The organism is Pseudomonas fluorescens (assembly GCF_001902145.1).
Taxonomy (GTDB): Bacteria; Pseudomonadota; Gammaproteobacteria; order Pseudomonadales; family Pseudomonadaceae; genus Aquipseudomonas; species Aquipseudomonas fluorescens_BV.
The window spans coordinates 544016-563145 of sequence record NZ_MRST01000027.1 but is presented as its reverse complement, the minus strand read 5'-3'; the positions used below and the strand labels follow the sequence as shown (position 1 = coordinate 563145).

General features: G+C 58.6%; 20 protein-coding genes and 1 pseudogene. 11 read left to right on the top strand and 10 right to left on the bottom strand.

Features of this window, described 5'->3' with window-relative positions:
• Positions 1–23: 23 nt before the first annotated feature.
• Entirely contained in the window at positions 24–1349 is a 1326-nt protein-coding gene (gene gudD / locus BUE92_RS25655; RefSeq protein ID WP_073526972.1) for a glucarate dehydratase, read from the bottom strand.
• Positions 1350–1368: 19 nt separating this feature from the next.
• Positions 1369–2718, bottom strand: a complete 1350-nt coding sequence (locus BUE92_RS25650; protein ID WP_073527224.1) for an MFS transporter — start codon at positions 2716–2718, stop codon at positions 1369–1371.
• 329 nt (positions 2719–3047) lie between these two features.
• On the opposite strand from BUE92_RS25650, the gene BUE92_RS25645 reads away from it, so the two are divergent.
• From BUE92_RS25645 to BUE92_RS25635, 3 genes are all read left to right on the top strand, one after another.
• On the top strand, positions 3048–3761 hold the full coding sequence (locus BUE92_RS25645) for a FadR/GntR family transcriptional regulator (protein WP_073526971.1): 714 nt from the start codon (positions 3048–3050) through the stop codon (positions 3759–3761).
• Between the two features lie 10 nt (positions 3762–3771).
• Positions 3772–4467: a tRNA (adenine(22)-N(1))-methyltransferase gene (locus BUE92_RS25640; protein ID WP_073526970.1), complete on the top strand. Its 696-nt coding sequence runs from the start codon at positions 3772–3774 to the stop codon at positions 4465–4467.
• Positions 4468–4653: 186 nt separating this feature from the next.
• Positions 4654–4953: a DUF3144 domain-containing protein gene (locus tag BUE92_RS25635; RefSeq protein WP_073526969.1), complete on the top strand. Its 300-nt coding sequence runs from the start codon at positions 4654–4656 to the stop codon at positions 4951–4953.
• On the opposite strand, the gene BUE92_RS25630 is transcribed toward BUE92_RS25635, so the two are convergent.
• A complete protein-coding gene (locus BUE92_RS25630; RefSeq protein ID WP_073526968.1) occupies positions 4923–5462 on the bottom strand; it encodes an AAA family ATPase in 540 nt (179 codons plus the stop codon). The genes BUE92_RS25635 and BUE92_RS25630 overlap by 31 nt on opposite strands.
• Before the next feature lie 130 nt (positions 5463–5592).
• On the opposite strand from BUE92_RS25630, the gene BUE92_RS25625 reads away from it, so the two are divergent.
• From BUE92_RS25625 to BUE92_RS25610, 4 genes are all read left to right on the top strand, one after another.
• Positions 5593–6219, top strand: a complete 627-nt coding sequence (locus BUE92_RS25625; RefSeq protein ID WP_073526967.1) for a glutathione S-transferase family protein — start codon at positions 5593–5595, stop codon at positions 6217–6219.
• Between the two features lie 204 nt (positions 6220–6423).
• Positions 6424–8154: an OPT family oligopeptide transporter gene (locus BUE92_RS25620; protein ID WP_073526966.1), complete on the top strand. Its 1731-nt coding sequence runs from the start codon at positions 6424–6426 to the stop codon at positions 8152–8154.
• 125 nt (positions 8155–8279) lie between these two features.
• Positions 8280–9686 carry an amino acid permease gene (locus BUE92_RS25615; protein WP_073526965.1) on the top strand — a complete coding sequence of 469 codons (1407 nt, stop codon included), beginning with the start codon at positions 8280–8282 and terminating at the stop codon, positions 9684–9686.
• A gap of 22 nt (positions 9687–9708) precedes the next feature.
• Complete coding sequence (locus BUE92_RS25610) at positions 9709–10794, top strand: GlxA family transcriptional regulator (protein ID WP_073526964.1); 1086 nt, start codon at positions 9709–9711, stop codon at positions 10792–10794.
• A gap of 192 nt (positions 10795–10986) precedes the next feature.
• Here BUE92_RS25610 and BUE92_RS25605 read toward each other — a convergent pair whose 3' ends face one another.
• Positions 10987–11367: a cupin domain-containing protein gene (locus BUE92_RS25605; protein WP_073526963.1), complete on the bottom strand. Its 381-nt coding sequence runs from the start codon at positions 11365–11367 to the stop codon at positions 10987–10989.
• A gap of 184 nt (positions 11368–11551) precedes the next feature.
• Between BUE92_RS25605 and BUE92_RS25600 the strand changes: the two genes are divergently transcribed.
• Positions 11552–12271 carry a class I SAM-dependent methyltransferase gene (locus BUE92_RS25600; protein WP_073526962.1) on the top strand — a complete coding sequence of 240 codons (720 nt, stop codon included), beginning with the start codon at positions 11552–11554 and terminating at the stop codon, positions 12269–12271.
• Between the two features lie 25 nt (positions 12272–12296).
• Here the strand turns inward: BUE92_RS25600 and BUE92_RS25595 are convergent, their stop codons facing one another.
• Positions 12297–12662: a hypothetical protein gene (locus BUE92_RS25595; protein ID WP_057700788.1), complete on the bottom strand. Its 366-nt coding sequence runs from the start codon at positions 12660–12662 to the stop codon at positions 12297–12299.
• 612 nt (positions 12663–13274) lie between these two features.
• On the bottom strand, positions 13275–13817 hold the full coding sequence (locus tag BUE92_RS25590) for a GNAT family N-acetyltransferase (RefSeq protein ID WP_073526961.1): 543 nt from the start codon (positions 13815–13817) through the stop codon (positions 13275–13277).
• A gap of 160 nt (positions 13818–13977) precedes the next feature.
• On the opposite strand from BUE92_RS25590, the gene BUE92_RS25585 reads away from it, so the two are divergent.
• Positions 13978–14211 carry a hypothetical protein gene (locus BUE92_RS25585; RefSeq protein ID WP_073526960.1) on the top strand — a complete coding sequence of 78 codons (234 nt, stop codon included), beginning with the start codon at positions 13978–13980 and terminating at the stop codon, positions 14209–14211.
• A 6-nt stretch (positions 14212–14217) separates the two neighbouring features.
• Here the strand turns inward: BUE92_RS25585 and BUE92_RS25580 are convergent, their stop codons facing one another.
• A complete protein-coding gene (locus BUE92_RS25580; protein ID WP_073526959.1) occupies positions 14218–14712 on the bottom strand; it encodes a GNAT family N-acetyltransferase in 495 nt (164 codons plus the stop codon).
• Positions 14713–14829: 117 nt separating this feature from the next.
• Here BUE92_RS25580 and BUE92_RS25575 point away from each other — a divergent pair, with 117 nt between their 5' ends.
• Positions 14830–15345, top strand: coding sequence for a GNAT family N-acetyltransferase (locus BUE92_RS25575; protein WP_073526958.1), 516 nt, complete (start codon positions 14830–14832; stop codon positions 15343–15345).
• Positions 15346–15554: 209 nt separating this feature from the next.
• Here BUE92_RS25575 and BUE92_RS25570 read toward each other — a convergent pair whose 3' ends face one another.
• From BUE92_RS25570 to BUE92_RS29130, 3 genes are all read right to left on the bottom strand, one after another.
• A complete protein-coding gene (locus BUE92_RS25570; protein ID WP_073526957.1) occupies positions 15555–16712 on the bottom strand; it encodes a UvrD-helicase domain-containing protein in 1158 nt (385 codons plus the stop codon).
• Entirely contained in the window at positions 16705–18366 is a 1662-nt protein-coding gene (locus BUE92_RS25565; protein ID WP_073526956.1) for an ATP-dependent nuclease, read from the bottom strand. Before BUE92_RS25565 ends, BUE92_RS25570 begins: the two co-directional genes overlap by 8 nt.
• 140 nt (positions 18367–18506) lie before the next feature.
• Positions 18507–18635 carry a hypothetical protein gene (locus tag BUE92_RS29130; protein WP_256674009.1) on the bottom strand — a complete coding sequence of 43 codons (129 nt, stop codon included), beginning with the start codon at positions 18633–18635 and terminating at the stop codon, positions 18507–18509.
• Between the two features lie 315 nt (positions 18636–18950).
• Between BUE92_RS29130 and BUE92_RS29360 the strand changes: the two are divergent.
• Positions 18951–19088, top strand: a pseudogene (locus BUE92_RS29360) (serine--tRNA ligase); the annotation flags it as partial.
• Between the last annotated feature and the right edge of the window lie 42 nt (positions 19089–19130).

Genomic DNA, 19130 nt, shown 5'->3' with positions numbered 1-19130 from the left:
GCGCTGAGCGTTTTTAAAGCCGATTACCGCACCAGACAAGGCCGCTTGTTATCAAAGCTCCAACCCGGAATCAAGAATTGCATCGCCACACTGTCATCCCGCGCCCCAAGGCCCATGCCTTTGTACAGCTCATGGGCCTTGGCTACGGCGTCCATATCGATATCCACACCCAGGCCAGGCTTGGCCGGCACCTTTACGTAACCCCCTTCAATCTTCAACGGTTCGCGCGTCAGGCGCTGGCCATCCTGCCAGATCCAGTGGGTATCGATGGCGGTGATCTCGCCCGGTGCGGCCGCCGCCACCTGGGTGAACATCGCCAGGGAAATATCGAAGTGATTGTTGGAATGCGAGCCCCAGGTCAGGCCCCAGTCGTTGCACATCTGCGCGACGCGCACCGAGCCCTGCATGGTCCAGAAGTGTGGATCGGCGAGGGGGATGTCCACTGATTGCAGCTGGATGGCGTGGCCCATTTCACGCCAGTCGGTGGCGATCATGTTGGTGGCGGTTTTCAGGCCCGTGGCGCGGCGGAATTCGGCCATGACTTCGCGGCCCGAGTAGCCGTTTTCTGCGCCGCAGGGGTCTTCGGCGTAGGCCAGCACATGATGCTGGTCGCGGCACAAGCGGATGGCTTCTTTCAACGACCATGCACCGTTGGGGTCAAGGGTGATGCGCGCATCGGGAAAGCGCTCTGCCAGCGCGGTGACGGCTTCGATTTCTGCGTCGCCGCTCAATACGCCGCCCTTGAGCTTGAAATCGTTGAACCCGTATTTGGCCTTGGCCGCTTCGGCCAGGCGCACCACCGCGTCGGCGGTCAGGGCTGTTTCATGACGCAGGCGGAACCACTCGTCATCGGCGTCGGCCTCGTTGCGGTAGGCCAGGTCGGTGGCGTTGCGATCCCCCACATAGAACAGGTAGCCGAGCATCTTCACCGCGTCGCGTTGCTGGCCTTCGCCAAGCAAGGCGGCCACCGGCACTTCAAGAAACTGGCCCAGCAAGTCGAGCAGCGCGGCTTCCATGGCGGTGACGGCGTGGATGGTGATGCGCAGATCGAAGGTTTGCAGGCCGCGGCCCGCGCTGTCTCGGGACGCAAAGGTGCTGCGCATCTGGTTGAGGACGTGCTGGTACTGGCCAATCGGCTGGCCGATCACCAGGCTGCGGGCATCCTCCAGGGTTTGACGGATGCGCTCGCCGCCGGGTACTTCGCCCACGCCCGTGTTGCCACTGCTGTCCTTGAGGATGACGATATTGCGCGTGAAGTAGGGCCCGTGGGCGCCGCTGAGGTTCAGCAACATGCTGTCGTGGCCGGCGACGGGGATGACTTGGAAATGAGTAACGACAGGGGTATTCATGGCGCGTTCCTGGCTGAGTTCAAAGAGGTTTGCTGATGGCGGCGCCGCTGGGCACGGCCGGTACGGCAGAGGGTGAGGTCTTGGCAAAGAACACTAGGATGGCCGCGAGCACCGAAGTGCAGGCCAGGCCATACAGCCCGCCCTGAATCGACCCGGTGGTTTGTTCGAGAAAGCCAAAGGTAGTCGGCGCCACAAAGCCGCCCAGGTTGCCGATGGAATTGATCAGCGCGATCACCGCGGCGGCGATGCGCACATCCAGGTAGCCTTGGGGGATCGGCCAGAACAGCGACGACGCGGACTTGAACCCGATGGCCGCAAAGCAAATCGCCACGAAAGCGAAAATCGGCCCGCCGGTGGTGGACATGAACATGCCGGCCGCCGCGATCAGCAGGGCCGCCGCGACCCAGGCCTGCTGGAACTTGAACTTGCCCGACAGCGACGCAAAGGCGTACATGGCAATGATCGAGATCAGCCAGGGGATCGAGTTGAAGAACCCCACCTGCACATCACTCAGGTCGCCCATCTTCTTGATGATGCTGGGCAGCCAGAAGGTGGCGGCGTAGATCGTCAGTTGGATGCAAAAATACAGAGCGCAGAACAGCAGGATCTGGCGGTCCTTGAGCAGCTTGCCGAGGGTGGGTTTTACCGTGGTCAGGGCTTCGCGATCACGTTGCTCCTGATCGATGGCGCCCACCAGCGCATCCTGTTCTTCGCGGCTCAGCCACTTGGCGTCATGTGGCTTGGAGTCCAGCCAGAACCACACGAAGAAGCCCAGCGCCACCGAGGCCAGGCCCTCGATGCCGAACATCCATTGCCAGCCATGCAAACCAAAGCCTTCGATCTGCAACAACGCGCCCGACAACGGCCCGGAGATCAACGACGCCACCGCCGAACCACTGAGGAAGATCGCGATGGCCTTGCCACGCTCCACGCCGGGCAACCAGCGCGTGAAGTAATAGATCACGCCGGGGAAGAACCCTGCCTCTGCCACACCCAGCAAGAAACGCAGGATGTAGAAGTGGGTTTCGTTCTGGATAAACGCCATCAGCGTGGCGACGATGCCCCAGGTGAACATGATGCGGGTCAGCCAGATACGCGCACCGACTTTTTGCAGCAGCAGGTTGGACGGCACTTCGAACAGCGCATAGCCAATGAAGAACAGCCCGGCGCCGAAGCCGTAGGCCGCTGCGCCAATACCCAGGTCATGCTCCATGTGCGTGCGCACGAAGCCGATATTGACCCGGTCGATGTAGTTGAGGATGAACATGACCACGAACAGCGGGAGCACATGGCCCTTCACTTTGCTCACGGCGCGGGCGAGCGCTGAATCACTTTCGGGTACGGCAGATGCTGGGCTTGAATGGCTCACCATGTGAAAACTTCCCCCTGATTGTTTTTATGTGGGTTTAGCTGTTTTGTTGACAGACATCATACAAGTGGTTTTCTGGGAATCGCAATGTGTTGATGGGTGAATTTGTTTTTATAAGGACAGCTGTCGACCAGCTGTTTCGGTTATGTGGCTGTTTTTATTGGATGTTGAGAAGCTGAGGCAGGTGGAGTGCTTCAAGGTTGTGATCAGAAAATTTTTGATTTTTTGATGTGTTGTCATACAAGTTAAAGGTTTTTTGCGGTAAACGGGCGCTGCTTCAAGGCAGAGTGATAAGCTCGCTTGTGCCCAACCCCTTGGACCCGCAGCCCATGCCCATTGAAAGCCCGACGCCTGTGCGTAAACGCTCAACCAACCTGGCCCAGGGCGTGGTCGAGGCGCTGACCCAGCGCATCCTGCTCGGGCAACTCAAACCCGGTGAAAAACTGCCGTCCGAATCCACCATCGTGCTTGAGCATGGGGTGAGCCGCACCGTGGTGCGTGAAGCCTTGTCCAAGTTGCAGGCGTCGGGGCTGGTGGAGACGCGTCACGGCATTGGCACCTTTGTGCTGGAGCAGCACACGCAGCCGGGGCTGCGCCTGCATGTAGACACGGTCGCCAGCGTGCGCAACATGCTCGAATTACGCCTGGGCCTGGAAGTGCAGGCGGTGGCCTTGGCCGCGCTGCGCAGGAGCGAGGCACAACTGGCCCACATGCGCCAGGCGCTGGACGACTACCAAGCCTCCCTGGCCAACAACGACAGCTGTGTGGAGGAGGACAAGCGCTTTCACCAACTGATCGCCGAAGCCACCGGCAATACGTTTTTCACCGACATCATGCAGCACCTGGGCACGGCGATGATTCCGCGCACCCAGGTGAATGCCGTCGAGCGCGGCGGCGCGGACTTTACCCAACTGGGGCAGTTGGCGAACCTGGAACACGAGGCCATCTACAACGCTATCAAGCGCCAGGACCCGGACGCCGCACGGGCGGCCATGGTGCTGCACTTGACCAACAGCCGGGATCGATTTTCCGGGCAATCCTAAGGAACCCTCATTGAATCAACACACCTTGTCCATGCGCCTGGAGCGCGTGGCGGCCCACGTGCCAGCCGGCGCGCGCCTGGCCGATATCGGCTCGGACCACGCCTACCTGCCGGTGGCCTTGATGCGTCGTGGCGCCATTGCGGCGGCCGTGGCGGGGGAAGTGGCCGCTACACCCTTTCACGCCGCCCAGCGTACCGTGAACGATAACGGCCTGGCGCGGCACATCACGGTGCGCCTGGCCGATGGCTTGACGGCCATCGAGCCGGCCGACGCGATCACCGCCATCAGCCTGTGCGGCATGGGTGGCGAGACCATCCGCGACATCCTCGACAGCGGCAAGGCGCACCTGAACGGCCGCGAACGCCTGATCCTGCAACCCAACGGCGGCGAGCAGCCGCTGCGCCAATGGTTGATGGACAACGGCTACCAGATCCTCCATGAAGAGTTGCTGCGGGAAAACCGCTTCTACTACGAAATCATCGTCGCCGAACGCACCGAGGCGATGACCTATACCGCCGAGCAGCTGTACTTCGGCCCGTTGCAAATGCAGGCGCGTCGCCCGGAATTCCTTGCGAAGTGGCAACGTATATTGCGCGAGAAACGCAAGACATTGGCCAGCCTCGAACAAGCGCGGCAGGCCGTGCCCGAGCAGAAAATGCAGGAGATCGTGCAGCAGGTGCAGTGGATCGATCAGTTGCTCGCCTGAGCGTCACCGATCAGTGTGGGAGATGTCGAGCTTTAGCGAGGCTTCGAAGGCGGCGGCACTCGCGACATAAATGTTGCCTGATACACCGCTATCGAAGCCTCGCTAAAGCTCGACATCTCCCACATTAGAACTGTGATCGCCGGATATGCTCCAATAGCCGCATCATCAGCTCACCAGGAACCCGCCATGGCCGACACCACTGACCAAGCCTTCTACGACCGGGCAGACGCCCATATCGAACTGTCCAACGAACAGCTCAAGACCTGCGAAAATCTCGGCGAGATCAGCGCATCGATGATGTTCGGCACTACACGCTTCAATGCCTGGGCCAGTGCGCGCAACTTCAAGTCCGGCACCGAAATGGCGGATGCGCGGGAAGCGATGTTGAAGTATTTTTGCGACCAGTATCGGATGATGCTCGAGGATAACCTGGATGATCACATCAATAATTTCAGTCAGTACATGCGGGTGAATCCACAGGGTTGATCTTCGCAGTTCAGAAGCTCGTCTACTTCCTGTGCGTTGCGCAAGTGAATCACTGGAATCTGCGGCCCGATATTCATGCGCGCCGCTTCAATGCCAGGTCGGCTCAGCCGATCGTAGTTCCAGCAAAAGCTCAGGAAGTTCAGAAACTCCTTGTCCAGTTTCTCCTTGCAGCCTGCGGGTTTATCCGCGCGCGGCCGGTCCAGCAGACTGCGTATAAGCACACGTCGCAAGCAGGTGGTGCGAGGGGTGTCGAGCCAGATGATGAGGTCTGCGCGCGGCAGGCGTAGATCGAAAGTGCGTCGGGCGTAATTGCCTTCACAGACCCAACTGTCCGATGCAATCGCTTGCCGGACCCGTGCGCGGAAGACCTCATTGTCGGCCTCTATCCAATTAGGCTCCCAGAACAATCTGTCCAGATGCACCACGGACAAATTCAAGCGTGTGCCAAGTTCGCGGGCCAGGGTCGATTTGCCGCTGCCTGCGTTGCCAAGTATCACGATGCGTTGCATGTGCCATCCTTTGCTGTGGAACAGTCGAGCCTTGAGTGATATTACGGGATTGCTCTTGAGGCGAACAACATTCAGGGCACTCCACCTCCGTCGTGTAGTCTTCTGCTTAACCCTAACGGAGCTGCCCTCGATGATCACTGTCCACCACCTCAACAATTCCCGCTCACAACGCATTCTCTGGATACTTGAAGAACTGGGCCTGCCCTACGACATCAAGCGCTACCAGCGCGACGCCAAGACCAACCTGGCACCGCCTGAACTCAAGGCCATCCACCCGTTGGGCAAATCCCCGGTGATCGAAGACGGCTCCCAGGTGCTGATCGAATCTGCTGCGATCATCGACTACCTCATCCGCCGCCACGGCAACGGCCAACTGCAACCCGACCCGGCTACCGACGCCTATGACAGCTATGTGCAATGGATGCACTTCGCCGAAGGCTCGGCCATGCTGCCGCTGATGCTCAACCTCTACGTCGGACGCCTGGGTGAAGCAGGCGCACCGCTGCATCCGCGGATCGAATCGGAGCTGGCCAACTACCTGGGCTACCTGAATGATGTGCTGGGGCACACGCCGTACCTGGTGGGCGACGCACTCAGCGGCGCGGATATCCAGATGAGCTTTATCGGCGAAGTCGCCCAGGCCCAGGGCAAATTGCAGGCTTACCCGAACCTGGCGGCATGGCTGCAAAAGCTTCAGGCGCGTCCGGCTTACCGCAAGGCGGTGGAGCGGGGCGGGGAATACGCGTTCGCCAAATAGCGGGCCCACCGACACCGCCTCCTGTAGGAGCGAGCTTGCTCGCGAAAAACGTCAACGATAACGCGTGTTTCCTGGATGAACGCGGCGCCTTTGGGTTTTTCGCGAGCAAGCTCGCTCCTACAGAACCTATTTCGGCAGGTGAACCTTCGAGTCTCCCAGCGCTCACTTAAAAGGTGGCACTGGCTTTTCTCGAAAGGAATCTGCATGCACCCCACCTCGTCAATCGCGCCCGTAGAGCGCGAACTGAGCCTGCGGGCAGTCATCACCGGGATCGTGCTGGGCATCCTGCTGACCCCATCCAATGTTTACGCAGGCTTGAAGATCGGCTGGTCGTTCAATATGTCGATCATCGCCTTGCTGATCGGCTATGGCATCTGGCAAGGCCTGGCCCGGCGTTCCGCTGAACACCTGCCGTGGACCCTGCACGAGAGCAATATCAACCAGACCGTGGCCTCTGCCGCGGCGTCGATCATTTCCGGCGGGCTGGTCGCGCCCATCCCGGCTTATACCTTGCTCACCGGCAACCAACTGGCAGCGCTGCCGATGATCGCCTGGGTGTTTTCGGTGAGTTTCCTGGGGATCTGGATCGCGTGGTACCTGCGGCCTTCATTGCTCAATGACAAGGCGCTGAAGTTTCCCGAAGGCATGGCTACCCTGGAGACCCTGCTGCACATTTACAACCACGGGCGCGAAGCCGCAACGCGCTTGAAAGTGCTGCTCGGCGCGGCGCTGTTGTCGGGGCTGGTCAAGTGGGTGGATACCTTTATGTGGGTTTTCCCACGCTGGTCGCCGAGCCCTGCGTTGGAGCGCCTGACCTTCACCGCAGACCCTTCGCTGCTGTTGCTGGGGTTCGGCGGCATTATCGGCATTCGCGTGGGCCTGACCCTGCTGCTCGGCGCCTTGCTGGCATGGGGCGGGCTGGGGCCGTGGCTGTTGGCCAATGGCTTGGTGAGCCTGCCCGCCGACAGCAGCGGCCCGCAATTTGCCGCGCTGGTGGAATGGCTGCTTTGGCCAGGGGTGAGCCTGATGGTGTGTTCCACCCTGGCGTCCCTGGCGATTCGCCTGTGGGCGTTGCATCGCTCAACCCGAGTGGCTGGCGGCACGTCTTGGACGGTTCCCAAGCCTGGGCCTGCCGTGGGGTTCGCCCTGGCGATAGTGTTGGTGGTGAGCCTGCAAGCGCTGTTGTTCGGTATCAACCTTGGGATGGCGCTGCTGACCATTCCCCTGGCGATCTGCCTGGCCGCCGTGGCGGCGCGGGTGGTGGGGGCAACCGGTATTCCGCCGATCGGCGCCATCGGGCAACTGTCCCAGCTGAGTTTTGGCATCGTTGCGCCGGGCCAGGTGCCGATCAACCTGATGAGCGCCAACACCGCTGGCGGTTCGGCGGGGCAGTGCACGGACTTGATGAACGATTTCAAGGTGGGCAAGGCGATTGGCGCGACGCCGCACAAACAAGTGATCGCCCAGATCCTCGGGATTTTTGTCGGCAGCATCGTCGGCGTATTCGCTTACCTGGCGTTGATCCCCGACCCTCAAACCATGCTGCTCACCGAACAGTGGCCAGCCCCGGCCGTCGCCACCTGGAAAGCTGTGGCCCAAACCCTGACCCACGGGCTGGATTCGTTGTCACCCAGCATCCGCTGGGCCATTGCTGTTGCAAGCCTGTGCGGCGTACTGCTGGGCATACTCGACAGCACATTACCCACCCATCGCGCCCGCTACCTGCCGAGTGCGGCAGCCTTGGGACTGGCGTTTGTCTTGCCTGCGTCGGTGTCGCTGATGATGGCCCTGGGCGCGATCATGACCTGGGCGGTGAGCCGTCGCTGGCCAAGCGTGACCCAGCGCTTTGCGATCACGGCGGCGGCGGGGTTGATCGCCGGGGAGAGCATTACCGGTGTGGGCGCGTCGTTGTGGCAGATGCTGGGCAACGGGTGAGCGGCGCGGTTGAGGGCCATCGCCAATGTCGATATCAGGCACGATGGTGGCGTAACCAGGCTACTTGTGCCTGGCCTAGGGCACTTAAGGTGAGGGTCATTGGCCGCCCGAGAACAACAAAAACAATGACTAGCCTCAACTGCAACGATTCCAACGGTCAGCTGGCGCAGGGCTTCAAGCCGCGCCATGTGACCATGTTGTCCATCGCTGGCATCATCGGCGCGGGGTTGTTTGTCGGCTCCGGGCATGCGATCGCCGCCGCCGGGCCAGCGGTGTTGCTGGCCTATCTGTTCTCCGGCCTGCTGGTGGTGCTGGTCATGCGTATGCTGGGGGAAATGGCGGTGGCGCGCCCGGACACCGGCTCGTTTTCCACCTACGCCGACCAGGCCATTGGCCCCTGGGCGGGGTTTACCATCGGCTGGTTGTATTGGTGGTTCTGGGTGCTGGTCATTCCCATCGAGGCATTGGCCGCCGGGCATGTGCTCAATCAGTGGTTCCCTCAGGTTGATGCGTGGCTGTTTGCGTTGATCTCAATCGTTTTGCTGGTGATCACCAATCTATTCAGCGTGGCCAAATACGGCGAATTCGAATTCTGGTTCGCCATGGCCAAAGTGATTGCCATCGTCGGCTTTATCGGCCTGGGCTTCAGCGTACTCATGGGCTGGATCCCGGATCGCGAAGCCAGCGGCTTGAGCCGCTTGATGGAGGAACACGGCGGGTTTGCTCCCAACGGCCTGTCGGCGGTGGTGGGCGCGTTCATTACCATCATGTTCAGTTTCATCGGCACCGAAGCGGTGACCATCGCCGCGGCGGAATCGAGCAACCCGGCGCAGAACATCGCCAAGGCCACACGTTCGGTGATCTGGCGCATCGGCGTGTTCTACCTGTTATCGATCTCCATCGTTATCTCCGTGGTGCCGTGGAACGATCCGCTGCTGGCATCCGTGGGTTCCTATCAGCGCGCACTGGAACTGATGAACATCCCCAATGCCAAGTTCATGGTCGATGTGGTGGTGTTGATCGCAGTAGCCAGTTGCATGAACTCCTCGATCTACATTTCTTCGCGCATGCTGTTTTCCCTGGGCAAACGCGGCGATGCGCCGCCGGCGCTTAAAATCACCTCGAAGGCGGGCGTGCCCCGGGCGGCGGTGATCGCCAGCACCATCATCGGTGCGGGCGTTACGTTGCTGAGCTACTTCATGCCGGCCGGTCTGTTCCAGTTCTTGCTCGCCAGCTCCGGGGCCATCGCGTTGTTGGTGTACCTGGTGATCGCTATCTCGCAACTGCGTATGCGTCGCTTGCTGCTTCGGCAAAACGTCGAGCTGACCTTTCGCATGTGGCTGTTTCCGTGGCTGACTTACCTGGTGATCGTGTTCATCTGCCTCGCCCTTGGGGTGATGATGGTGACGCCCGAGCACCGCACCGAAGTGTCCTCGACCATTGGCCTGGCGTTGGTGATTTCCTTCATCGGCCTGGTCACGGCGCGCCAGCACAACCGGGCACCCAAGCCGGTGGCGCTGGAACAGTCCTGATCACGCCTCTGGGGTAGCGGTGATGGAAACCGAGGCACCTGTTTGTCAGACCATCGGCTTTTTGCTGCTGGACCAATTCACCCTGATATCGCTGTCGTGTGCGGTCGAGCCGCTGCGCATGGCCAACCAATTGGCGGGCGAAGAGCTCTACCGTTGGCAAACCCTGAGCCTGGACGGCCAGCCGGTGTGGGCCAGCGATGGCGTGTCGGTGACCCCGGACGCGTGCGCGCAGGACCAGCGCGGCTTCGATGCAGTGATCGTGTGCGGCGGCGTGGGCATTCAACAGGCTATCAGCCCTGCGCTCATCGCCTGGTTGCGCAGCCAGGCGCGCCTGTACTGCAAACGTCTCGGCGCGGTGTGCACCGGCAGTTGGGCGCTGGCCCAGGCGGGGTTGCTCGATGGCTTCCAGTGCAGCGTGCATTGGGAGCTGATGGCGTCGATGCAGGAGGCGTTTACCCGCGTCAAGGTCAGCTCCAGCGTATTCACGCTCGATGGCAACCGCTTTACCAGCTCCGGCGGCACTGCGCCGTTGGACATGATGCTGCACCTGATCGGCCGCGATCACGGGCACACGCTGTCGGCGGCGATTTCCCAGATGTTCGTGTACGAGCGCATTCGCAACGAGCGCGACCACCAACGCGTGCCGCTCAAGCACCTGCTCGGCACGCAACAGCCCAAGCTGCAAGAAGTGGTCGCCCTGATGGAATCCAACCTGGAAGAACCCATCGACCTCGACGAACTGGCCGCCTATGTGCACGTGTCCCGCCGCCAGTTGGAGCGCATGTTCCAGAAGCACCTGTACTGCACGCCATCGCGCTATTACCTCAAGCTGCGCCTGACCCGTGCCCGCCAGTTGCTGATGCAGACGCCCATTTCGATTGTCGAGCTGGCGGTGATTTGCGGCTTTGTGTCCACGCCGCATTTTTCCAAGTGCTACCGGGATTTCTTCGGCGTGGCGCCCAGCGATGAGCGCTCGGACATGCGCCTGCATCCGCCGCCTGCGTTACGGCCAGAGGGGCAATCCCGGGCGCCGCAAAAGCCCAGGAATGCACTGGAGCAGGCGCGTGACGAGCCGACGTTTGCTACGGTGCAGATTCAAAGGCGATAGGGCTTGGGGCATTGTTTGACACCCACCTGGCCATAAATATCGACAACTTGGACGGGGAGGGGCTTGCCCTCTGTAGGAGCGAGCTTGCTCGCGAAAAACTTACAGGCGCCGCGTTCATTCAGGAAGCACGCGTTATCGTTGACGTTTTTCGCGAGCAAGCTCGCTCCTACAGAGGGCAATAAGCCTCAGCGCTCAAATCCACTGGTCATTCAACGCGGTGCGCTCTCCGCCTTCATGCCCGGTATTCAGAATGCCCCTTGGCTCGATCATCATCAGCCTGGCTTCACCTTCGGCCGCCGTCCTGTGCTCAATGCCACGCGGCACCACATACAACTCACCCGGCTTCACATACACCGGGCCATCAGGCAGGTCGATACGCAGCGTGCCTTCAAGCACCAGGAACGCTTCATCGGTTTCGGGGTGCGAATGCCAGATGAACTCGCCCTCGATGCGCACGACCTTGAACTGGTAGTCGTTCATTTCGGCAACCACTCTTGGGCTCCATTGCTGGTCGATGAGCGAGGCTTTGTGCGCGAGGTTTATTGGTTGGGTAGGGTGCTGTAAGTGAGTCATGCTGAGCCTTCCTGTCAGTGAGAAGCCAGACTATCCGGCCATCAGGCGCAGAGGCTTGTACGATCCTGCAACCCCTCCACTCGCACGGCCCTGCATTCCCCATGGGAATGCAGTACATAAAATTAATGCATTTTTCTTGCTGCCACGGTTAACGTAATTTCCTTCAAGGCCACGGAGAACCGCCTTGAACTCATCCTCACCCAACCCTGCTGAAAAATTCGACACCTCAAGAGCCAACGAGTACGCGCGACAAAGCCGTATCGCATTGGCGGGCTATGACGCGTGCCAGGATCTGGCAGCCTGCATGCTCGCGGCGAGCCTTGGCGATGCCCCTTCGGCCAAGGTACTTGTGGTCGGCGCCGGCGGTACGGCGCAGGAGATCATCGCCATGGCCAGCCTTGAACCGGGCTGGCGCTTCATGGCGGTTGATCCCTCCCAGCCGATGCTGGACGCGGCAAGGCAGCAGTTGGAAGCCAACCACTTGCTGGATAGAACAACCCTGCATCTCGGGACGCTTGAAGACCTGGCAGCAGACGCGTCATACGACGCCGCCACCTTGATCGGTGTGCTCCACCATCTGGAGGGTGATGAGGCCAAGGACCGGATGCTGCGATCGATTCGGGCGCACCTGAAACCGGGGGCACCGCTGATCGTCGCGGGCAATCATTACGCGTATGCGAGCCAGCCGCTGCTGCTGGCGGCGTGGGGCCAACGCTGGCGTCAGCATGGAGCCACCCCGGACGAAGTGAAGGCCAAGCTCGGCAAAATCCTTCAAGGCGCTGACCCGCCGCATTCCGAGGCCGCGGTTCAGAGGCTGTTGCACGACGCCGGCTTCGGCGACACCACCCGTTTCTTCAGCAGCCTGTTCTGGGGGGCTTGGCTGACGTGTTGTAAGGTGCAATAGCGAAGTCAGCAACCCGTGGCACGATTCAGATCGCCCGGAGAGTAGCCAGCCGTCGACGCCAATCGCCGCCATGCCGAAGGTGGCATTCCTCTTCAGAGTCGAAACTGACGCAGCGGGCGATGTTCGGGACGTGTACGTCAGCGTCATCCAGCGCGGCGGTGGTCAGCTCGCGCATACGGGCGTCCGCGCCGGTCGCAAGGGCGTGAGCCTTGCTCGCAACGCTGTCGAACACCCAGATCACCCGCAGGCTTTGGGGGAAGGCGCGGTAGTCGACGGTGTGGGTCAACCAGTCGAAGCCCGGGATTTCGGTTTTTGCGATCTCGCAGGCGTCGGTCAGGGCTGCGATGAGGCGGCGTTCGATACGGGCGTGGTCGCGTGAGGCTGGCGGCATAAAAAGGAGGTCCGTGAATCCTGGGAGTGGGTTGGGGCGTCAGGCGAGAGGCTGATCAGAGCATAGGTATCTACACAACTTCGGCACGACGCTAAATCTGTGGCGAGGGAGCTTGCTCCCGTGACGGCCTGACAGCCGACGCCAATCTACCTGACACCCCACGATCAACTGTGGGAGCTGGCTTGCCTGCGATGGCGGCCTGCCAGCCGACGCCAATCTACCTGACACTCAGCGATCCAACTGTGGGAGCTGGCTTGCCTGCGATGGCGGCCTGCCAGCCCACGCCAATCTACCTGACACCCCACGATCCAACTGTGGGAGCTGGCTTGCCTGCGAAGACGGCCTAACAGTCAACACAGTTGGACCGTGTACATATCCATTCCTGCAGTAACGGCCACCTAGGAGGTAACCCCGTTCTTGTTCCATCGCCAGCGCGGTGGAGAAGGTTACCGCAATGCAGGTGGCCTGGTCGCGGATATTGCACACTTCGACTTCGCTGAGAGGGCGCCTTTTTTCGATTCGGCGGCTGTCAGCAAGGCTGCCAGAGCGGGGACAAAAACCAGGCAGAGGGGCTCGGTAGACATCTGCTTTTTCCTGAGTGGGGTGGGGCGCTTATTGTTCAGGGTTGATCAACGATCTCAACGTATGGTCCTCCCAGACACCAGCAATTTTCAGATAGGCTCGCGCATGTCCTTCCTTCTCAAACCCCAGCGACTCCAGAAGGCGTTCACTTCGCACATTGTGGGGTAAATGATTGGCCATGATCCGGTGAAGACCCAGTTGCTCAAAACAGTGTTGGTTAGTGACCTGAAGTGTTTTCTTCATCAGGCCGCGACCCTGGGCAGATTCTGCTAGCGAGAAGCCGAGATGACAGGCCTGAAAAACGCCTCTCACAATGTTCGTGTAGTTACACCGCGCTAGAACCTCTCCGCTCTCGGGTTCAAGCAAGAGGAAACACAGAGCGTTGCCAGCCTGCATATTGTTGACCTGCTGCTCCACCCTGGCCTTGGCGTTGCCAGTGGTGAAGTATTCCTCCTCCCTGAGCGGCTCCCAGGGTTGCAGATGCCTGCGATTGACGCGTTCGTAACGGCTGACCCTCTCGAAATCGTCGCACGACAATGGCCGAAGGCAGTAGCCCTCAACGCAATACTCCATAAGCCCCTCCAGATTGATCAATGGCCCCATCTGACTGCGTAGCCGCAAAGAATAGCGCCGCTGCGCGTAAAGCGACCCCTTTCATGGCAAACAGGTCTACCATGCCAGCCCCGGCAGTGGTTCCACTCGCTCCCGTACTCCATTTTTCAAGGTAGCGATAATGTCCATCGACCAGATCTCCCTCCCCAAAGGCGTCGGCCCCCACGCCGCCAAGCTGCTTGACGCTATTACTGGCGCCTCCACCCATGAAGAACTTAACCGTGCTGGCGGTAAAGCCGAGGGCTTTGTGCTGGGGCTGGAGGCCACCAAGGCGATCAAAAGCCAAATCGCAGAGTCGCTGTATGTGGCGTATGACGACGCGGCGAGCAATCGGGCTGCTGAACTGAAGAGCTAGTGCACGTCAGCCCATGGTTCCGGAATGAGCGCCAATCGCCGGAACAGGCTGGCGCACATAATAATTGTCGAAGTCACTGCTTTCGATGAATTGAAAGCCATGGCGGGTATAAAAGCGATTCGAAGCGCTTTCTTTGAGAGCCCCCACTTTGATAGGAAGCGCAGCCGCATCCGCCTCTTTGAAAATCTGCGTGAGAACAGCAGACCCCACCCCTGACCCTTGCGCGCTCGGCCTTACATACAAGTGGTCGAGCAAGAGTTCATGGTGGTGACGTTTCACCACTACGAAACCCACCCGCTCTCCAGATGCCTCGATATAGCGTGTGTCGCGAGCTTCAAAGCCGCCGACAAACCGCTCCCGCGCACGGGCTGGATCAAATCGCCCAACACGCTCCAGACTTTCGCGCATGGCCTCGATTCGAATGGCTACCAGATTATCCAAGTCGCTTTGTTGAACCGGGGCCAAAATGATCGGGGAATTTTGATTGGGTGCGACGGGCATATGGGTGCTCCAACTACCATCCTGGGGGCTCAGTATAGAGAGCCTGATACTGATGAAGCGACCTGCATGGTATGTTCACGGCATACATGGAGTAACGGCCCCAGGAAGGAAAGTGCAATGTCAGTGGATACCCACCCAATCCGTATTCTCTCGCAACGCCTGAGCATTGAGCCCTTCTGCGAGCGCGACGCTGCTGAGTCCTTCTCTTGTATCACTGCGTCTCTGACTCGCTACATGTCCTGGGAACCGCCTGCCTCGCTGGAAGAGTACGCGCAAGTCTGGGGGCGGTGGCTGCCTGCTATAGCGGATGGCAGCGACATCGTGTTCACGGTCAGGGAGCGGGTGAATGCTCGTTTTGCCGGCTTGGTTGGGTTGCACCATATCGGCAGTGAAACACCGGAGTTGGGTATCTGGATCCGTGAAGATAAACATGGGTTGGGGTTTGGTGGTGAGGCGGTGCGGGCGGTTGTTGAGTGGGCTAGCCAGTGGGTGGTGGCAAAGTACTTTATCTATCCTGTTGCGACGCAGAATCGTGCGAGTCGACGTATTGCCGAAGGTTTGGGGGGAGTGGTCATCGAGAGGCGGATGGCGGAGAAATATGATTCGGTTGTGTACCGGATACCGGTGGTTTAACTCTGGGTATCAGGTTGGCCGATTGCTGTCCTTCACGAACGGCAGAAATCGGCCAAAAGCGGACGGGCAAACGTTCGCGGATTCTTGGGGAAAGTGCAGATCTGATGCCCCTATTCCTCAGGTAGTACGTGAGCACTACCCAAAATTGAGGCGCTAATCAGAAACGTTATCCATTTGAAGCCATCACTGCGTGAAGTCACAAACTTCCTTCAAGCAGGAGCTTTTTCCCAGATCGGGAACCGTAAGCCAGCGGCCTTCTTGTCTGGCACGATGAATCCCAAACTGTATCGCGCGCGCGTGATGGCGACGTACAGCTTGTTTTGAGCTGTTTCGTCCTTCGCTGGAAACGGCTTTTGGCCGTCTAAGACGAAATGCAGTTGGCTTTCCGCGGGAAGCACCAACACCCGTTCAAAACCCAGACCTTTGCTCCCTCCAAAGTTGTAGCATCGCGCCTGGACAGGAAGAAGCTTCGTCCCGGACGTTACACTCCAGCGCAACACCATAGGGTCGAACACCTTGATATATTCGGCGACGTCCGACTCCCTGACGATGAAGGTGCCGAGGTGATGGGCAAACTCAGGTGGGGCCTCTTTCACCGCCGACTCCGTCGCTTCATAAGCGCCCTTGTGTACTGCGTCAGCGACGTCACAAATCGGCTGAATGCACCGACGGTTGAGCACCAATGCCTCCCCCACAAAACCCATAGACTTAAAAGCTGCGACCTTCTCAGCGGCCGTTTTAGGTGCTTTTTGGCCAAACGTCGTCTCGTACACCGTCTGCCGGAAATCTCCCACACACGTGATGGGGATCGGCATCACTTTGCTCAGCCCCTTGAGCACCTCATAGTCCCACCCAACCAGATCTTGAACCTCATCAAAGAACAACTGGGTATAAATCTCCCCTAGTCGTACTGCAGCAGAGTTTTTCGTGGCCTTCATGATCCGGCTCGCCAGTTTTGCGAGAAAGCCGGTGTGAGCCTTGGTCTCGCATGGAGTCAGGAAGTGTTTTGGGTTGTAGCTCTTATCGTCCAGCTGCTCGGCGCGCCCCGGCAGCATAAACGTTGAATCTGGCCTCATATGAGGATTGCGCTGGTTGAAGCAGATGCCATCGATCCGTCGCTGGAACAATGCCTGCTGATACGGCCTCACCATGTCTTCCAAGTAAAAAGAGAACAGACCTTTGACCACGAACCGATCACTGTGCGTACCAAAGACCTCCAGAAATCGACGTCTCAGTTCCTGCTGATTACTGGTCGTATAGGTCACCACCAGAACCTTTCCCCCGCGCTCGATTTCGGCGATTGATTCGGTAATGACCTTGTGAGTCTTGCCTGAACCGGCACCCGCGATGCAGAGTTTATTAGGCAAAGTTCAGTACCTCAGCGAGGAAGGCCGGATATTTGAAAGGCTTATCAGTCTCAAAAACCCTGATGGCAGAATCGACTTTCTTTTTGCCTTTGCCGTCGCCGTCACTGCTTCGGAACCACTCCACGATGAACTCGAGCTTTTCAGCAAAAGTAGGTTTGGCAGCGAGTAGTTTGAAGGTCTCGGCGGAGAGGACAACTTCTGCAAATGCCTGCAACTCTTTTTCCGATGCGGCATTGGCTAAAATCATCGCTGGCTCAAGCGAAAATTCATCTTTGTTCTTTGACGAAACCAGCTTTATGTTTGGGAAAGCCGCGTATTCCTTGCGTGCTTCAACGACGTTCTTTTCGTAATTGCCATCGTTATCCCGCAAGACATTAATCGCGGTACCGATTTCTTTGCCGATCGCAATGAACGTCTTGAACCCGACGCCGCGCACCACAATGATATCGATCCCGTCCTGCTCTGGCAGTCGCCCCTTGTGAGTGTCTTTGTAGATCTTTTTGAGGATCAACTCATCAGATGGGCCTTCGACCAACACTACCTTCTTGGAAAGTGCGACACGCAGTGTGTCGTAGCCTGGTAGCCGCTTCAGCGTCTTGACCACCCCCTTGTCCAGGAGGTGTAGTCGCTTATATGCGTCATGCAGCAAGCAAATTTTATTGATGCTCAGTTTGTTCAGCACATAAGAGCTGTGGGTCGTCAAGAATAGCTGCTTGCCGTCTCGCTGGTCCTCGATGTCTTGCACCAACTTGCTCAGCTCGACATGCGACAGGTGATTTTCCGGCTCTTCCATCATCACCAGGTCGATGTCTTTTGACTTGTTGTGCAGTGCCAGTTTGATTTGCACCTTGCTCTGCTCACCCTTGCCGATCATGTGGAACGGAACGGCATTTACTTCAAGTTGCAGAGCGTTCTGGAGAGCGCCAGCGGGCATGGTGTTGGCGGCGATGGTCAGCTTCTTCTCCGTGATCCTGTTATCGGAATCCAAATCCTTATTGACGGTGGTGACCTCATCTGTGTTGTTGAAGGATTGGAGGGTCTCACGGTAGTTCAGGCTCAGACGGTACTCTTCGTCCTTTCTGAGTGCGGTGCTCAGCACATTCGAGATGTACTGATTTTTGCCGAAGGTGGGATGAATGCGAGTGGGGTCGATGTAGAGCGCTCTAAATTGCTTGGTCATCGGTTTGATAACATTCCAGGCAAAATCCATCCATTCGACTTGGTAGAATTCCACTGGGATGCTGGTTATCGCGGCACCGGAGGCTAGGTAATCGTTATAGGCATCAGTAAAATCTGGATCAAAGCTGGCTTTGATCTGAACCCCCTGAGCATCTTTCTTCAGGCTGTTGTTCGCACCGCGGTAGTCGGGCACGTTCTTCATATACGCCTCGATCACGAGGATCGGTAAGTCTGCAGGCTCTTTTGGCGAGGCGCGGAACACAGCGACTGTCTCTGCGTTGAACAGATCCGGGGAAAATTCGCTATTGAATGGCCGACCGCGATACTGAAAATTGAGCACGATCTCCAAAGCCTCCAGAATCGTACTTTTGCCTGCGTTATTATCACCTACGAAAATATTCACATCTTCGTTGAAGTCAAAAGTCTGATCTTTGAACTTTTTGAAGTTGATCAGGCGTAGCGATTCTATAAGCACGTTTCAAATCCTTATGAAGTAGCGGCGACCGGTGTGGCGTAAGGCCATTGCGGTTCACGCTATAGGGACGTGGGCAACCTGTCCAGTGAGAAGACGAAGCTGCGACGGCGGCCTTGCGAGGCAGAGTAAGTGGGTGCCCTTCAGCACACGCGGCTGGCATAGACAATTAGTCCTGATACTTGGGCCTTGGGCTTTTCAGCAGCACCGGCGATCGGCAGCGCAGCATCAATGAGATGCTCTTCGGAATCTCGTTCGGCCACGTCGATCAAGCTGCAGCGGCCAATGACCTGGTGGTCGGTCGTATTCCGGTTTCGGGGAGAGTAACGTTACACGACTGATCCAGCCCACCTTGCAATCGCCAGGTTATGCGCTGGACGATCCTTTATCAGATAAAAATTTGTTGTCCGCGCTGATTTGCGCCTTACTCGCCTTCGCTGGTTTGGACGACGCCAAAGTCATCCCGTCAGGCCCGCTTGCGCCTTGGGCTTGTCATCACAGAATACCTTTCCGTAGATGGCCGGAAACTCTATAAAATTTAAGCTTGCTAGGAGCGTCGATTGGGTTTCTCGGGATTTCGTACAGCGCTGTTACATACACTCAGCGGAATGGGCCTCGCAGTTGAACGTACCCTGGTGGCCGTCTTGGAGAACTACCAAGACTGATGGATCGATCCGTGTGCAGACGTGCTGAGGCCCTACATGTGTGGCGTCGAGGTCCTCTGACTTTTCAACCTAGAGCATCACTGCTCGCCCAATGAAATGTGC

Coding starts and splice junctions, on each gene's coding strand:
- BUE92_RS25585 (WP_073526960.1), top strand. CDS start 13,978: ATGTCCATCGACCAGATCTCCCTCCCCAAAGGCGTCGGCCCCCACGCC.
- BUE92_RS25635 (WP_073526969.1), top strand. CDS start 4,654: ATGGCCGACACCACTGACCAAGCCTTCTACGACCGGGCAGACGCCCAT.
- gudD (WP_073526972.1), bottom strand. CDS start 1,349: ATGAATACCCCTGTCGTTACTCATTTCCAAGTCATCCCCGTCGCCGGC.
- BUE92_RS25610 (WP_073526964.1), top strand. CDS start 9,709: ATGGAAACCGAGGCACCTGTTTGTCAGACCATCGGCTTTTTGCTGCTG.
- BUE92_RS25575 (WP_073526958.1), top strand. CDS start 14,830: ATGTCAGTGGATACCCACCCAATCCGTATTCTCTCGCAACGCCTGAGC.
- BUE92_RS25595 (WP_057700788.1), bottom strand. CDS start 12,662: ATGCCGCCAGCCTCACGCGACCACGCCCGTATCGAACGCCGCCTCATC.
- BUE92_RS25615 (WP_073526965.1), top strand. CDS start 8,280: ATGACTAGCCTCAACTGCAACGATTCCAACGGTCAGCTGGCGCAGGGC.
- BUE92_RS25605 (WP_073526963.1), bottom strand. CDS start 11,367: ATGACTCACTTACAGCACCCTACCCAACCAATAAACCTCGCGCACAAA.
- BUE92_RS25625 (WP_073526967.1), top strand. CDS start 5,593: ATGATCACTGTCCACCACCTCAACAATTCCCGCTCACAACGCATTCTC.
- BUE92_RS25590 (WP_073526961.1), bottom strand. CDS start 13,817: ATGGAGTATTGCGTTGAGGGCTACTGCCTTCGGCCATTGTCGTGCGAC.
- BUE92_RS25645 (WP_073526971.1), top strand. CDS start 3,048: ATGCCCATTGAAAGCCCGACGCCTGTGCGTAAACGCTCAACCAACCTG.
- BUE92_RS25580 (WP_073526959.1), bottom strand. CDS start 14,712: ATGCCCGTCGCACCCAATCAAAATTCCCCGATCATTTTGGCCCCGGTT.
- BUE92_RS25620 (WP_073526966.1), top strand. CDS start 6,424: ATGCACCCCACCTCGTCAATCGCGCCCGTAGAGCGCGAACTGAGCCTG.
- BUE92_RS25630 (WP_073526968.1), bottom strand. CDS start 5,462: ATGCAACGCATCGTGATACTTGGCAACGCAGGCAGCGGCAAATCGACC.